Here is a 15,300-nt window from a genome sequence, read left to right as displayed (position 1 = left end):
AGTTCCCATCACAGAGGGGAGTCAACCCCATCGTTTGCGCTATCCCAGGTCAGTGCTGCGAGGTTGGTTCCGGGGTTGTCCGGGACCCCTGGGAATCCGTTCCCGACCCGTGCGGGCGATCGCAGGGGCGCCCCCGGAGCTGGTCCCGGCCGCGCCTCCGGGCCGGGCCACCGCCACGGCTCCGACCGCGGCCAGGGCGAACAGCGTTCCGGCCACCGACCCCGCACTGTTGACCAGCAGGTCTCCGGTGTCGGCCGTCCGGTTCCACGGCAGGGCCCACTGGGCGGCCTCGACGGCCAGCGACAGCCCCGGGCCGAACAGCACCCGGGCGGTCCAGGAACCGAAGGCGAAGAAGGCGAGCACACCGACCGGGACGAACAGCAGCGTGTTCAGGGTGCGTTCCTGGAGGGCGAGGCCCCCGCTCGTGCCCCACGGGCCCTCGGCGGCCAGCCGGGCCTCGTGCTCGGCGTTGAGCGCGAGCTCCTCCGTGACCACCCGCTCGGCCAGGGCGGCCTCCTCCTGCGGGGCGGGCCCGCCCTCGGCGTCGGTGACCGCCAGGTCCCCGTCCGGAGCGTCGTGCACGTACAGGCAGTCCTCGCCCCGGCCCTCCCCGGTCCGCTCGGCGAGGGGGACCTCCTCGGGCGCGTACCAGACGATGCGGCCGTCCTCCAGCGTCCGGCCGAACCCCGCCCGGGGGCCGGAGGGTTCACCGAACCCGGCGATGTCCCGGAAGGACAGCATCGGGTCCCAGACCACCGCGCGGCCGCCGCTCTCGGCGAACCCCGTACCGCCCACCGGAGCCGCCAGCACCGCCAGGTACACCGCGCCCGCCACCGCCAGCAGCACCCGCACCGGCTGCCGGAACCGTGCCGGGTCCGGGTGCTGCCACCAGGCCAGGGCCGCCGCGGCCGCCAGGCACAGGGCGAGAACCACGGCGATGGTCGTCGGGTTGACGTAGAACAGCACCTGCCACACGGGGCGACTCCACAGGGAGGGGACCGGGTCGCGTAGAGGCTAACGGAGCGTCGCCGCGTGGAAACGCTCCTGCGGGAGTCCTCGACCAGGTGTCCCGGGGCCCAGGCCCGGAGCGGGATCAGCGTCGGAGGACGGTGTCGACCAGGGTGTTGCGCTCGCCGGGGTGTTCGGCGCGCAGGAAGCGGGCCACGGTGAACAGCTGGTTCGGGAGGAGGGAGCCGGCGGGGTGCACGCTCGCGACGGTTCCGTCGTCGAGCCGGGTGCGAACCTCGCTCAGGCCACTGCCGTCCCGGCCGTCCGTGCCTCGGTACACGGCCAGCAGGCTCTCCTCCTCCGAACACTCCACCTCGGGGAACCCGCAGCCGTCGCGGCCTCCTTCGGCGGCCCGTTCCCGAGTCCAGCTCAGCACGTGGACGGCCGCGGCCCCCTCGCCGTCCTCCGGTGCCCCTCCGCTCCCGGCAGAACCCCGGGTTGGCGGCGCCCCTCCGGGCGGCTGGACAGCACGCACACGCCCAGCGCGGCGGTCGACGACAGGGCGCTCACCGCGGCGATGTTCGCCACGGGGCCGCCGGGCAGAGGGGTGAACGCGGGCGCCGGGAAACCCATCACCACGGGTGTGGCCATCGAGACCCCGACCGCCAGGGAGGCGCAGGAGGTCGGACGGGCCACCCCGGCGCTCCTCAGCCAGTACGCGGAGAGGAGGAGCATCAGCAGGATGCCGCCGACCGCCACCGGTGCGACCAGCAGCGACCCGTATCCGGCCCCGACCGTGGTCAGGGTGTGGGTCAGGTCCCGGACAGCGACGGGGAACAGCGACATCAGCGGGGCTGCCAAAAGGCGCAGGACGAGGATCTCGCCGACCGCGGCTGCCCGGGACCGGCCCGCGGGCGTTCGCGGGAGCAGGCCGTCCACGGGAATCGTCCCTGACCCGGCGTCGGGCCTCCGGCCGGGGCAGCGGGCATCGCGCTACAGACCCAGTTTGCGTACGTAGGGGCGGCGGGCCAGGTTGAACTGCTGCCACTTCGGGTCCATCTGGGTGCGCAGCTGCACCTTCCCCTCGGGCCAGTCCATCAGCTCGTTCTCGAACTCGGGGAGCACACCGGAGTCCGGATCCAGGTAGTAGACGTACATCCGCTGCCCGCCCGCGGTCTGCTGCATGAACAGCGCCCCGTTCTCACCGAGGATCCCGGACAGCCGGGCCTCCAGGTCGGACAGGGCCGCCGCCGAGGTCTCCTCGGGGAGCCGGTCGGAGTCGGCGTCGGCGTAGGGCACCAGGACCTGGACGAACAGGGACAGCGCGGGCAGGTCGCGGCGGGTCACCGGGTGACGGAGCAGGATCTCCACCGGGCCCTGCAGCGGAAGCCTGCCGTGCAGGGTCACCCAGCCGTCGGTCCCGCCGAGGAGGTCGCCCATCTGCTTGGCGACGGCGGGCATGGAGGTCGGCGGGAGCGGGTCCAGCGGCCGCTCGTCCAGCGACGTCACCTTCCCGACCCAGCGCACCACCTCGTCCTCGCCGAGCGCCAGCATCGTGACGTGGTCGGCCACGCCCTGGCGGGCCTCGCCGGACAGGAACATGTTGTCGGGGTGGTAGACGCCCACCTCGATCTTGCCGGCGCCCTGGTTGACCCGCATCGACACCGACACGTGGGACAGGTCCAGCTCGTGGTCGTCCCAGCGCACCGTGCTGCCCAGCTGCTCGTGGTCGGCGGGGCGCACCGGGAGGAACCGCCACTCGGTGTCCTCGGGGGCGGACCGGAACCAGCGCTCGGACTGGATGCGCGCCTCCTCGGAGGGGCCGGGCCGCAGGGTCATCGCGTAGGGGGGCGCATCGGTGAGCCCGGACGGGTCGTCCAGGGCGGCGAGCTGCTCCAGGAGCTTGGCCGGGTCGACGTCCGGGGACAGGTCCAACTCGTCCAGTCCGCCCTGGGGCCGGGGTGCCTGCCCCACCTCCCAGTCGAGGTCGGGGTGGATCTCCCTGACCAGGGCGGAGACCCGCTCGGACACCTCGGAGGGGGCGGGGGTCCCGGACTCGACGGAGTCGGCCAGGGCCGAGCGAACGGCGGGCCAGGCGTCCCAGAACGCGGTGACGGCGGCCGTGGATTCGGCGGAGTCGGAGGAGCCGGCGGAGCGGCGACGACGGAACAGAGCCATACCCCGATTTTCGCAGAACCGGACGACCACCGCGTCCCCCGGAGCCGGGCGCGTCCCAAAGCACACCCCCGTGCGGACCGTGCCGTGGCCCCGCCCTCCGCCGGGCGCATAGGCTGGGGGCGTTATGACTTTGCGTGTACTGGCCGCCATGTCCGGCGGGGTCGATTCCGCGGTAGCCGCGGCCCGTGTGGCCGAGGCGGGGTACGACGTCACCGGCGTTCACCTGGCCCTCTCCAAGAACCCACAGTCCTACCGAACCGGTGCGCGGGGCTGCTGCACCGTGGAGGACTCCCACGACGCCCGCCGTGCCGCGGACGTCATCGGCATCCCCTTCTACGTGTGGGACATGTCGGAGGAGTTCGACCGCGAGGTGGTCCAGGACTTCGTCGCCGAGTACGAGGCGGGCAACACCCCCAACCCGTGCCTGCGCTGCAACGAGAAGATCAAGTTCGAGGCGGTGCTCGACCGCGCGGTCGCGCTCGGCTTCGACGCGGTGGCCACGGGGCACCACGTCCGCAAGCTCGACGGGCGCCTGGTGCGCAGCGTCGACGAGGGCAAGGACCAGTCGTACGTGCTGGGTGTGCTCAACGCCGAACAGCTCGCCCACGCGATGTTCCCGCTCGGGGACTGCACCAAGGACGAGGTGCGCGCGGAGGCGGAGCGGCGCGGGCTCTCGGTGGCGGACAAGCCGGACAGCCACGACATCTGCTTCATCGCCGACGGCGACACCGCGGGGTTCCTGAACAGTCGGCTCGGCGAGAAGCCGGGTCCGATCCAGGACGAGGACGGCAACGTGGTCGGCAGCCACAAGGGGTCGCACGCGTTCACGGTCGGCCAGCGCAAGGGCCTGGGCCTGGGCGGTGCCCCGAACCCGCGCTACGTGCTCTCCATCGAACCGGTGAACAACACGGTGACGGTGGGCCCGCGCGAGTCGCTGCGGGTGGACGAGATCGTGGGCACCCGGCCGGTGTGGAGCGGCAGCGAGCCGCTCGCCGAACCCACCGAGTGCCGCGTCCAGCTGCGGGCGCACGGCGAGGTGTACCCGGCCACGGTGGTGCAGCGCGAGGCCGAGGACGGCCCGGAGCTGCTGGTCCGGCTGGCCGAGCCCGCCAAGGGTGTGGCCGCGGGCCAGGCCGTGGTGGTCTACGACGGCGACACGGTGCTGGGCTCGGCGACCATCCGCTCGACCGCGCGTTCGCGGGAGGCGGCTCCGGACACGGCGGGTTCGCGCAGCGCTCCGGCGTGACGGTGAACCGGCCGAGGTAGGACGCACCACACGCCTTTTCCGCCCCGTGCCCCTTGCCGAAGTTAGGTAAGGCAATGCAAAGTTGGGTGGTCGAGGTGTTGAAGGGGTCCGGTCCATGCCGCAGTTCGCGTTTCTCGAGGGTCAGCCCTTCTGGGTCATCTACTGCACGCTGCTCGTGGTGATCCTGCTCCGGGCCCCGGCGACCTACTGGATCGGCCGGGGGCTGGGCGCCGGTGTCACCCGCAGCCGCATGGGCGAGCGCCTCGGACCGAAGCTGGACGCCGCCAAACGGCGCATCGACCGCTACGGCGCGCCAGTGGTCACGCTCAGCTTCTTCACCGTGGGCATGCAGACGGCGGTCAACTTCTCCGCCGGGGCCGTGCGTATGCGCTTCCCCCGGTACTTCGCCGCCGTGTTCGTCGGCGGTCTGGCCTGGGCGGGCCTGTGGGGCACGGTCATCGCCGGGCTGGTCGGGACCTGGCTGGAGCTCTTCCTCCGGTCGCCGTGGACCGCGACGGGTGTGGTCGCGGCGGCCGTGCTGGCCGTGGGCGCCCTGGTGCTGCGCGCCCGGCTGGCACACCGCTCCCGCGGGGCCGCGCCCGGAGCCGCCGCCGCGACCGCGCCCGAGGCGGCGACCGCGCCCGAAACCGGGCCGTCCGACTGGACCCGCGGCACGGGCAGGATCACCGCGGAGGGCTCCAATAGCTAGCGTGGGACCATGCGCATCTCCGTAGACGCCGTCCTGTTCGACATCGACGGCACACTCGTGGACTCCACCGGCGCCGTGGAACGGACCTGGCGCCTGTGGGCCGAGGCCCACGGCGCCGACCCGGACGAGATCCTGGAGGTCTCCCACGGCAGGCGCTCCGAGGACACCATCGCGATGTTCCTGCCCGACGAACAGGTTGCCGAGGCCACCGCCGAGCTGGAGGAGCTCGAACTCGCCGACCTCGACGGCGTGACCGCCCTCCCCGCCACGGCCGAACTCCTCGCCGCACTGCCCGCCACGCGCTGGGCCGCCGTCACCTCGGGGACGCGCAGGCTCATGACCGCCCGCCTGGAGGCCGCGGGCCTGCCCGTGCCCGGCGTGCTCGTCACCGCCGACGACGTCACCGTCGGCAAACCCGACCCGCAGGGCTACCTCAGGGCCGCGGCCCGGCTCGGCCACGACCCGGCCCGCTGCCTGGTCGTCGAGGACGCCCCGGCGGGGATCCGGGCGGGCCTGGCCGCAGGGGCCGCCGTACTGGCCGTGGCCACCTCCCACGAGCGCTTCGAAATCGAGGGGCTCGGCGCCACCGAGGTCGTCGACAACCTCACCCGGTGCTCCCTGGAGACCGGCCCCGACGGCCTGGTCCTCAGCACACCCTGACCCGGGCCCGGGGCGGGGCGCCCGGGCGTGTGTCGGCCGCAGCACCGCCCGCCCCCGGTTGCTCTAACCTTGGGCAACGTGAGTCAACAGCAGCAGTCCTACCCCTGGCCCGTCGCGTCCTCCACCGGTGTCGGATCCTGGCCGGGGGAGGATCCCGACGAAGCGATGCGTACCGTCCTCGGCGAGCTCCCCGACCTGCCGCACCTGCCGGAACTCCCCGGCCGCGGTGCGGGCGCCGACATGATCGGCCGTACAGCGGGCCTCCTCGTCGACCTACCCGTCGAGGTCCAGCCCACCGGTTGGCGGGTCGCGGACACCCCCGGCCGCGACCTCGCCCGCGCCGGAAGCTTCCTCTCCTACGACCTCGACGCCCTCACCGACCACGCCCACACCTACGAGGGGCCGCTCAAGATCCAGCTGGCCGGGCCCTGGACCCTGGCCGCCTCGATCGAACTCCGCAACGGCCAGCGCCTGGTCTCGGACCCCGGCGCCCACCGCGACCTCGCCGAGTCCCACCTGGAGGGCGCCCTCGCGCACATCGCCGAGGTGCGCAGGCGCGTCCCCGGCGCCCGGCTCCTCGTGCAGGTCGACGAGCCGTCCCTGCCGTCCGTCCTGCTCGGCTCCCTCCCCACCGCCAGCGGTCTCGGCGTCCTGCCCGCCGTGGACCGGATCCAGGTCGAGGCGGTCCTGCGCACGCTCTTCGCCGCGATCACCGGGGCCGGGGCCGTGCCCGCCGCGCACTGCTGCGCGCCCGGGGTGCCCGTCGACCTCCTGCGCCGCAGCGGGGCCCGCGCCCTGAGCATGAACGCGCTCCTGTTGGAGCGGGCCCACGACGAGATGGTGGGGGACGCCGTGGAGGACGGCGTCGGCCTCCTGCTGGGGACCGTCCCCGCCACCGACCCGCCCGTCTCCGGCCCGGCCGCCGAACCCGGCTCGTCCCCTGCCGGAACCCGCCCGTCAGGGCCCGCTCAGGCCCCCGGAATGTCGGACCCGGCGGCTATCGTCGACCCCGTACGCGAGCTCTGGAACCGGCTGGGGTTCAGCCCCGACCTGCTGTCGGCCGCGGTGGTCACCACGCCCACCTGCGGTCTGGCGGGGGCCTCACCCCGGCACGCCAGAGCGGCACTCGAAGCCGTCCGAGCCGGGGCGAGGGTCCTGAGGGACGAGCCCCGCAAGTAGCCCCCTCCCCACCGGACCCCTCCGCAGGTCCCTCCGCGAAAGCAACGATGAAAGGCAGGCTGTGAGCGCGCCCGACAACACCACCGTCCCCGACGAGGTACGCGCCCGCCACGCCGAGCTGTGCCGTGAGCTGGACGACCACAGCTACCGGTACTACCTGGGCAGACCGATCGTCTCCGACGCCGAGTACGACCGGCTCATGCTCGAACTGCGCGACATCGAGGACCGGTATCCGATCCTGGTCAGCCAGGACTCGCCCACCCAGAAGGTCGGCGCGCCCATCAGCGTCGACTTCGCGGAGGTCGAACACCTCGTCCGGATGGAGAGCCTGGGCAACGCCTTCGACTCCGAGGAGCTCAGCGCCTGGGCCGACCGCGCCTCCGCCGAGGTGCCCGTCGACGCCTACCTGTGCGAACTCAAGATCGACGGTCTGGCCGTGGACCTGGTCTACGAGAGGGGCCGCCTGATCCGGGCCGCGACCAGGGGCGACGGCCGGGTCGGTGAGGACATCACCCTCAACGTCCGCACCATCGGCGTCGTCCCCGAACAGCTCGACGAGAGCGTGCGGCCCGCCCCCGAACTGCTGGAGGTGCGCGGCGAGGTCTTCCTGCCGGTCGAGGACTTCGCCGAACTCAACCGGCGCATCACCGAGGACGGCAGCCACGCGCCCTTCGCCAACCCGCGCAACGCCGCAGCCGGCTCGCTGCGGCAGAAGGACCCCAGGGTCACCGCGACCCGGCCGCTGTCGATGATCGTGCACGGGGTCGGTGCCTACGTCCCCGCCGGGTACAGCGAGGCGGAAGGGGAGCGGGGCGTCGACGCCCCGGCGGGCGCGCCGGAGGAGGTGAGACTCACCAGCCAGTCGAAGACCTACCGGCTCCTCGGCGAGTGGGGGCTGCCGCTCAGCGACCGCTACCGGGTCGTGTCCACCATGGACGAGGTCCGCGAGTACGTCTCCTACTACCAGGCGCACCGGCACGACCCCGCCTACGAGATCGACGGCATCGTCGTCAAGGTGGACGACTTCGCCCTCCAGCGCCGCCTGGGCTCCACCAGCCGCGCGCCCCGGTGGGCGATCGCGTACAAGTACCCCCCGGAGGAGGTCACCACCAGGCTGGTCGACATCAAGGTGGGTGTGGGCCGCACCGGCCGGGTCACCCCCTACGGGGTGATGGAGCCGGTCGTGGTGGCCGGTTCCGAGGTCGAGTTCGCCACCCTGCACAACGCGCAGGAGGTCGCCCGCAAGGGGGTGCTGATCGGTGACACCGTCGTCCTGCGCAAGGCGGGCGACGTCATCCCCGAGATCGTCGGTCCGGTGCTGGACCGGCGGGACGGCTCCGAACGCGAGTTCGTCATGCCGCAGCGCTGCCCCGAGTGCGACACCGAGCTCGGCCAGCAGAAGGAGGGCGACGTCGACCTGCGCTGCCCGAACGCCCGTTCCTGCCCCGGCCAGCTGCGCGAACGCATCGCCTTCATCGCCGGTCGCAAGGCCCTGGACATCGAGGCGCTCGGCTACGTGGCGGCCACCGCGCTCACCCAGCCGCTGGAGCCCGCCGAGCCGCCGCTCAGGGACGAGGGCGACCTGTTCGACCTCACCGTCGAGCAGCTGCTGCCGATCCGCACGCACGTCCTGGACCCGGACACCACCGAGCCCAAGACCGACCCCAGGACCGGTGAACCCAAGGTCGTCTCCTTCTTCGCCAACATGAAGGGCGAGCCGAAGAAGACCGTCGAGAAGCTGTTCGAGCAGCTGGAGGAGGCCAAGAGCAAGCCGCTGTGGCGGGTGCTGGTCTCCCTGTCCATCCGCCACGTCGGCCCGCGCGCCGCCGAGGACCTGGCCCGCCACTTCCGTTCCATGGACGCGATCCGGAATGCCACCGAGGAGGAGTTGGCGTCGGTGGACGGGATCGGCCCGACCATCGCCACGTCCATCCGCGAGTGGTTCGCGGTGGACTGGCACAGCGAGATCGTCCGCAAGTGGGCGGCGGCCGGGGTCCGGATGGAGGACGAGGGTCAGGCGCCGGGTTCGCGGGTGCTGGAGGGCGTCACCGTCGTGGTGACCGGTTCCCTGGAGGGGTTCACCCGGGACGGCGCCAAGGAGGCCGTAGCCGAGTGCGGGGGCCGCTCAACCGCGTCGGTCTCCAAGAAGACCGGCTTCGTGGTGGTCGGCGACGCGCCCGGTTCCAAGTACGACAAGGCGGTCAAGCTCGGCGTCCCCGTGCTTGACGAGGCCGGGTTCCGGGTGCTGCTGTCCCAGGGGCCGGAGGCCGCGGAGAAGCTCCGCACCAACCCCGTGGAGGAGCCCGAGTAGGGGGCGGTCCGGGCGCGCGGGCAGGGATCCGGTGGATCCCTGCCCTTTCCGGCTTACAAGAGGGTTAACTGATAGTTCCTGTCGGGCGACAGTTGGTGACGAAAGCCCGTAAGCTGTGCAACAACGCTCCGGATATGGACACAGACATATCTCGGATATCGGTCATGAGGATTCTGATGAAGGACCCCATCGGCACCCGGGACATCGGCCCCCGGGTCGGGACGCCGCTCTGGCTCTACATGACGGCCGCCACCACCGCCGGGGCGGCGCTGCTCGCCTTCTCCAGCCTCGAACTCGGCCTCGACCAGCTCGCCAACCTGGCGGGGGAGCCCCTGGTGTGGGTGCTGCTGTGCATGGTGACCCTCGGCGAGCTGAGGCCGATCGCCATGCCGGGCCAGGCGCCCGGCAGCGGTGCGCCCACCTCGCTGCCCTTCACCTTCGCACTCGTCATCTTCTACGGGTTGCCCGTCGCCGCCCTCCTGCAGTGCGCCGCCACCGTCGTCGCCGGGGCGGCCCGCCGCCACGCGCCCCACCGCACCGCCTTCAACGCCGCCCAGTACGTCCTGACCCTGGGAACCGCCGACGCGGTGCTGCGCCTGACACTCCCCGGGATCGTCACCTCCCCCTGGTTGCCCGCCGGGGGAGAACTCGTCGCCATCGCCCTCGCCGGTGCGGCGTCGTTCCTGGTCAACAGGGTCCTGGTGCTGTCCGCCGTGGCCATGCACGAGCGCGTGCCCCTGCAGCAGGTCATGTTCAAGGGCCTGGGCCAGCAGGTCTACGTGAACACGGTCCTGCTCAGCCTGTCCCCGCTCATCGTCATCGCGATGACCCACTCGGTGCTCTACGTCCCGCTGTTCGCCTTCCCCCTCGGCGCCCTCTACACCAGCGCCCTGCTGTCGGTGAAACGCGACCACCAGGCCAACCACGACGAACTCACCGGCCTGGCCAACCGCAAACTCCTCACCGTCCGTGCCCGCCAGGAGGTCGACCAGGCGCACCAGCGCGGCACCCGGGTCGGTCTGCTCCTGCTCGACCTGGACCGGTTCAAGGAGGTCAACGACACCCTCGGCCACCCGACCGGGGACCGGCTCCTGCAGACCCTCGCCCGCCGCCTCACGCACAGCGTCCGCCCCGCCGACCTGGTGGCCCGGCTCGGCGGCGACGAGTTCGCGATCCTGCTGCCCCAGGTGCGCGACACCGCGTCCGCCCGCGAAGTGGCCCTGCGCCTGCGGGGCGCGCTGTCCGAACCGGTACGGATGGACGGCATGGACTTCGACCTCCAGGTCAGCACCGGTATCGCCCTGTACCCCGACGACGCGCCCGACTTCGAGCTCCTCATGCAGCGCGCCGACGTCGCCATGTACGTCGCCAAGGCCGACCGTACCGGGGTGGAGAGCTACGACCCCGGCAAGGACCGCAACTCCACCGCACGGCTCAGCATGTACAGCGAGCTGCGCAGGGGCCTGGCCGACGGTGCCCTGGAGATGCACTACCAGCCCAAGGTGTCCCTGGCCGACGAGCGGCCGATCGGCCTGGAGGCCCTGGCCCGCTGGCGCCACCCGCACCGGGGCCTGCTCACCCCCGACGAGTTCATGCCGGTGATCGAGCACTCCAACCTGTTCCGCGCCTTCACCGGGCAGGTCCTGGACATCACCCTGGCCCGGGTCGCCCAGTGGCGGAAGGCGGGGCTCACCCTCCCCGTCGCGGTCAACCTGGGCGTCCGAGAACTCCTGGACCCCGAACTCCCCGAGACCGTCGCGGCGGCGCTGCGCGAGCACGGCGTTCCGCCCGAGCAGCTGGTCCTGGAGATCAGCGAACAGACCCTCATCACCGATCTGGGCGCCACCACCGGGGCGGTCGAACGCCTGCGCTCCCTCGGCGTGGGTCTGGCCCTGGACGACTTCGGCACCGGCCACTTCACCCTCGCCCAACTGGCCGGGCTGCCGCTGGACGAGGTGAAGATCCACGGATCGTTCACCGCCCGCCTGGTCGACGGCACCGCCAACGGCCGCACCGTGGTGCACGGGGCCATCGCCCTGGTCCACGCCCTGGGCATGCGCACCACGGCCGAGGGCGTACAGACCCGGGCCCTGGCCGAGGCCGCACGCGACACCGGCTGCCACGCCGCCCAGGGCCACCACCTGGCCCGGCCGATGAAGGCCCGCGACGTCCCCGCCTGGATGTCCGCCCACGACACCGGCACCCCCGTCTAGCGATCGGTCCTATGGGCTTTCGATTCGGTCGGGGACCTGAACAGGATTGACGGTGAACCGGGTGTCATGGGCCTCAGGTGACGGGGAGCGGGCACGCGGACCGGGCCGGGGCCAATAGGATTGGGCTGATCATCCGTCCGCCGAAGAAACGGTTCTCATCTGATGACCGCCATCACCCGCGATGAGGTCGCGCACCTCGCACGGTTGTCGCGGCTGGCGCTCGACGAGAGCGAGCTCGACACGCTCGCCGCCCAGCTCGGTGACATCCTCACCGCCGTGGCCAAGGTGCAGGAGGTCGCCCAGGGCGACATCCCGCCGAGCTCGCACGCCCTGCCGCTGACCAACGTCTACCGCCCCGACGAGGCCAGGACCGGCCTCACCCCCGAGCAGGCCCTGGCCGGCGCCCCCGCGGTGGAGGACCAGCGTTTCCGGGTTCCGCGGATCCTTGGGGAGGAAGAGTAGATGAGCGACGTCATCAGGCTCAGCGCCGCAGACCTCGGCGCGGCCATCAAGGCGGGTGAGGTCTCCTCCGAGGAGGCCACCACCGCCTACCTGGACCGGATCGAGTCGGTCGACGGCGACATCGGCGCCTTCCTGCACGTGCGCCGTGAGACCGCCCTCGACCAGGCCCGCGAGGTGGACGCCAGGCGCGCCGCCGGTGCCGACCTGGGCCCCCTCGCCGGTGTGCCGGTCGCGCACAAGGACGTGTTCACCACCAAGGACATGCCCACCACCGCGGCCTCGAAGATCCTCGAAGGCTGGCAGCCGCCCTACGACGCCACCGTCACCGAGCGCCTGCGCGGGGCCGGGCTGGTCATCCTGGGCAAGACCAACATGGACGAGTTCGCGATGGGCTCCTCCACGGAGAACTCCGCCTACCACCTCACCCGCAACCCGTGGGACACCGGACGCATCCCCGGCGGCTCCTCCGGCGGCTCCTCCGCGGCCGTGGCCGCCTTCGAGGCGCCCCTGGCCACCGGCACCGACACCGGCGGCTCCATCCGCCAGCCCGCCGCCGTGTGCGGCCTGGTCGGCGGCAAGCCCACCTACGGCGGCTCCTCCCGTTACGGGATGATCGCCTTCGCCTCCTCCCTGGACACCCCGGGCCCGTTCGCGCGCAACGTGCTGGACGCCGCCCTGCTCCACGAGGCCTTCTCCGGCCACGACCCGCGCGACTCCACCTCCGTCGACGCCCCGGTGCCCGCGGTGGCGGACGCCGCCCGCCTCGGCGACGTCGAGGGGCTGCGCGTCGGCGTGGTCAAGGAACTGGACAGCGACGGCTTCCAGCCCGGCGTGCGCCAGCGCTTCCGCGAGACCGTGGAGCTGCTGGAGTCCCTGGGCGCCAAGGTCGTCGAGGTGTCCTGCCCGAGCTTCGACGCGGCCCTGTCGGCTTACTACCTCATCGCGCCCAGCGAGGCCTCCTCGAACCTGGCCCGCTTCGACGCCATGCGCTACGGCCTGCGCGTCGGCGACGACGGTACGCGCAGCGCCGAGGAGGTCATGGCGCTCACCCGTGCCGAGGGCTTCGGCCCCGAGGTCAAGCGCCGCATCATGCTGGGCACCTACGCCCTGTCGAGCGGCTACTACGACGCCTACTACGGCAGCGCCCAGCAGGTGCGCACGCTGATCAAGCGCGACTTCGACGCCGCCTTCGAGAACGTGGACGTGCTGGTCTCGCCGACCACACCGACCACCGCGTTCCCGATCGGCGAGCGCTCCGAGGACCCCATGGCCATGTACCTGGCCGACCTGTGCACCATCCCGTCCAACCTGGCCGGGAACGCGTCGCTGTCGGTGCCGTGCGGCCTCGCCCCGGAGGACGACCTGCCGGTCGGCTTCCAGATCATGGCGCCCCCGCTGGCCGACGACCGCACCTACCGGGTCGCGGCCGCCGTCGAGCGCGCCCTGACCGAGCGGGACGGTTCGCTGATCGCCCGCAGCCCGTACGCGGTCGCCTGACAGCGGTCGGACACGCGGCCCGGCGCACGTAAGCGCCGAACGCAAGCGCCGAAAGCCCCGTGCTCCCGGAAGGGGACGCGGGGCTTTCGCGTGTTCGGGTGTGGGGGTTGTGGTTGGGGTTCAAGACCTGTTGTGGTGCGGGGGTTGCGCGGGTGCACGTTCAGACGGTCTGTGATCGGGGTTGAGGACACCCCCTGGGGTGGCTCGCACCCCATCCACAAACCGCCCGAACCCGTATCCCCGACCACCGGAAACGACAGAGGCCCGCCTCCGTGAGTTTTCACGGAGGCGGGCCCTGGTACTACCCGCTGGGCGGGACCGGTCTGGGGGTGGTCCCCTAGACGTCGGTCTCGCTGTCGCCGGCGGCTGCCTTGCGCTTGCGGCTCAGGTAGATGGCGCCGCCGCCTGCGCCCAGGGCGGCCACGCCGGCCGCGACCAGTCCGGCGAGCGCTCCACCGGTCACCGGCAGGGTCGGCTCGTCGTCCTTGGGCGGGGTCGGCTTGTCATCGCCCGGCTGCCCGGTCGGGGTGGGCTTCGGGTCCGGCTCGTCGGTCGGGGTGGGCTCGGGCTCCGGCGTCGGGGTGGGCTCCGGGGTCGGCTCCGGGGCGGGCTCGTCGGCCTCGGACCACTCGACGGAGGCGGCCGCGTCGACGGTGACCTCGCTGTCCTGGGCGGTGATCAGCGTCTGGGTCGCCTTGTGGCTGTCCTCGCCCTTGAACAGGCGGCCCTGCTGGACGGTGGCGGTGGTCTCCAGGGAGAAGGAGGCCTCGCCCGCCTCGGCGTCCTCGGGGACGGCGAAGCCGACCTTGGCGCCGTCGTTGACGGTTTCTCCGACCGGATCGCCGGTGGACAGGTCGATCAGCTCGACGCCCTCGGGGGCCTCCAGAGCGATCGGCACCTCGGCGGAGCTGGTGGAGATGTCGAATTCGCCCACCGTGTTACCGGCCTGGCCGGTGGCGCTGTCCGGGGTCACGCTGAGGGTCGGGGCGGGCTCCTGGGCCATGGCCTCGGCGTTCTCGACCAGGTAGTCGTAGATCCCCTTGACGTTGCCGCGGCCGCGGTTCAGTTCGGCGCCGTTGCTGTAGTGCCAGATGGCGGCCTGGGTGGCGGCGAGCGCCTCGGCGTCGGTGACCCGGGCCGCGTTGGCGCCGTCGGCGGCCTCAGCCAGGTCCTCGGCACTCACGTTCGGGTAGCCGTGCTGGAGGATCCAGTGGACCTTTCCGGGCTCGGCGAACTCGCCCTTGCCCGGGTAGTTGGCCCATTCGTCCTCCTGGTACCAGGCGGAGGAGCGGACGCCCGTCTCGATGTCGATGCAGTAGGTGATGAGTTCGCTGCCGTCCTCCAGGCGGAGCCTGAAGAGGTTCGTGCCGACCGTGCCGACGTTCATCGTGACGGTTTCGCCGGACTCGTGGCTTCCGACGTACTGCGCGCGAACGGAGCCCTCGTAGGTTTCCACGGGCTCTGCAGCGGCCGGAGCGGCCATGCCGAAGGCCAGCAGGGCCGCGGCGGAGAGTGCGAGACCCGCGCGACCCGCGTAGGGGGAGAGGGGGGAGTGCTTCACGTCGTGTCCTGTCGTGGTGTGCTGTGCCGCACAGCCCTGGGGGCGTGCGGCATCGGGCAGGGAGGAGGGCACGCTCTGGAGGGGCCGGAGCGGCTTCGGATCTCGGATGAGTCCGATGGCACAGCAGGAGTGGTTTGTGCCTGACCGATATTACTGATTTGTTCAGTGGCCTCCAAGTCTGCCCCGAGGTGATGTTCCGGTCACCGGTGTCCTCCCTGCCCGGGGCCGCGGGGCGCGGGCGCTCCGGATCCCGGAAACGACAGAGGCCCGCCTCCGTGAGTTTTCACGGAGGCGGGCCCTGGTACTACCCGCTGGGCGGGACCGGTCTGGGGGTGG

General features: G+C 72.2%; 13 protein-coding genes. 8 read left to right on the top strand and 5 right to left on the bottom strand.

Annotated features, from left to right (window positions below; translation table 11 throughout):
* Positions 1–39: 39 nt before the first annotated feature.
* From AC0VYD_RS21755 to AC0VYD_RS21740, 4 genes are all read right to left on the bottom strand, one after another.
* Complete coding sequence (locus tag AC0VYD_RS21755; RefSeq protein ID WP_475477262.1) at positions 40–975, bottom strand: VanZ family protein; 936 nt, start codon at positions 973–975, stop codon at positions 40–42.
* A 118-nt stretch (positions 976–1,093) separates the two neighbouring features.
* The gene (locus AC0VYD_RS21750; protein ID WP_475477261.1) at positions 1,094–1,384 is read right to left on the bottom strand and encodes a hypothetical protein; all 291 of its coding nucleotides are present in this window, start codon (positions 1,382–1,384) and stop codon (positions 1,094–1,096) included.
* A complete protein-coding gene (locus tag AC0VYD_RS21745; protein WP_475477260.1) occupies positions 1,378–1,887 on the bottom strand; it encodes a hypothetical protein in 510 nt (169 codons plus the stop codon). Before AC0VYD_RS21745 ends, AC0VYD_RS21750 begins: the two co-directional genes overlap by 7 nt.
* 54 nt (positions 1,888–1,941) lie before the next feature.
* The gene (locus AC0VYD_RS21740) at positions 1,942–3,126 is read right to left on the bottom strand and encodes a DUF695 domain-containing protein (protein ID WP_475477259.1); all 1,185 of its coding nucleotides are present in this window, start codon (positions 3,124–3,126) and stop codon (positions 1,942–1,944) included.
* Positions 3,127–3,250: 124 nt separating this feature from the next.
* On the opposite strand from AC0VYD_RS21740, the gene mnmA reads away from it, so the two are divergent.
* The 8 genes from mnmA to gatA all read left to right on the top strand — a co-directional run bounded on the left by mnmA (position 3,251) and on the right by gatA (position 13,403).
* Positions 3,251–4,372, top strand: coding sequence for a tRNA 2-thiouridine(34) synthase MnmA (gene mnmA / locus AC0VYD_RS21735; protein WP_475477258.1), 1,122 nt, complete (start codon positions 3,251–3,253; stop codon positions 4,370–4,372).
* Positions 4,373–4,487: 115 nt separating this feature from the next.
* Positions 4,488–5,081, top strand: a complete 594-nt coding sequence (locus tag AC0VYD_RS21730) for a DedA family protein (protein ID WP_475477257.1) — start codon at positions 4,488–4,490, stop codon at positions 5,079–5,081.
* 9 nt (positions 5,082–5,090) lie between these two features.
* Positions 5,091–5,741 carry an HAD-IA family hydrolase gene (locus tag AC0VYD_RS21725; RefSeq protein WP_475477256.1) on the top strand — a complete coding sequence of 217 codons (651 nt, stop codon included), beginning with the start codon at positions 5,091–5,093 and terminating at the stop codon, positions 5,739–5,741.
* 69 nt (positions 5,742–5,810) lie between these two features.
* Positions 5,811–6,920: a methionine synthase gene (locus AC0VYD_RS21720; RefSeq protein ID WP_475477255.1), complete on the top strand. Its 1,110-nt coding sequence runs from the start codon at positions 5,811–5,813 to the stop codon at positions 6,918–6,920.
* A 61-nt stretch (positions 6,921–6,981) separates the two neighbouring features.
* Positions 6,982–9,231 carry an NAD-dependent DNA ligase LigA gene (ligA, locus tag AC0VYD_RS21715; protein WP_475477254.1) on the top strand — a complete coding sequence of 750 codons (2,250 nt, stop codon included), beginning with the start codon at positions 6,982–6,984 and terminating at the stop codon, positions 9,229–9,231.
* A gap of 176 nt (positions 9,232–9,407) precedes the next feature.
* Positions 9,408–11,444, top strand: a complete 2,037-nt coding sequence (locus tag AC0VYD_RS21710) for a putative bifunctional diguanylate cyclase/phosphodiesterase (protein ID WP_475480336.1) — start codon at positions 9,408–9,410, stop codon at positions 11,442–11,444.
* Between the two features lie 162 nt (positions 11,445–11,606).
* Positions 11,607–11,906: an Asp-tRNA(Asn)/Glu-tRNA(Gln) amidotransferase subunit GatC gene (gene gatC, locus AC0VYD_RS21705; protein WP_191274162.1), complete on the top strand. Its 300-nt coding sequence runs from the start codon at positions 11,607–11,609 to the stop codon at positions 11,904–11,906.
* Positions 11,907–13,403: an Asp-tRNA(Asn)/Glu-tRNA(Gln) amidotransferase subunit GatA gene (gatA, locus tag AC0VYD_RS21700; RefSeq protein ID WP_475477253.1), complete on the top strand. Its 1,497-nt coding sequence runs from the start codon at positions 11,907–11,909 to the stop codon at positions 13,401–13,403.
* Between the two features lie 337 nt (positions 13,404–13,740).
* Here gatA and AC0VYD_RS21695 read toward each other — a convergent pair whose 3' ends face one another.
* Complete coding sequence (locus AC0VYD_RS21695) at positions 13,741–14,964, bottom strand: thioester domain-containing protein (protein WP_475477252.1); 1,224 nt, start codon at positions 14,962–14,964, stop codon at positions 13,741–13,743.
* Positions 14,965–15,300: the final 336 nt, after the last annotated feature.

This window comes from Nocardiopsis sp. iso_40, assembly GCF_056173285.1.
The sequence above is the reverse complement of the archived record's forward strand: the minus strand, read 5'-3'. Positions and strand labels throughout refer to the sequence as shown.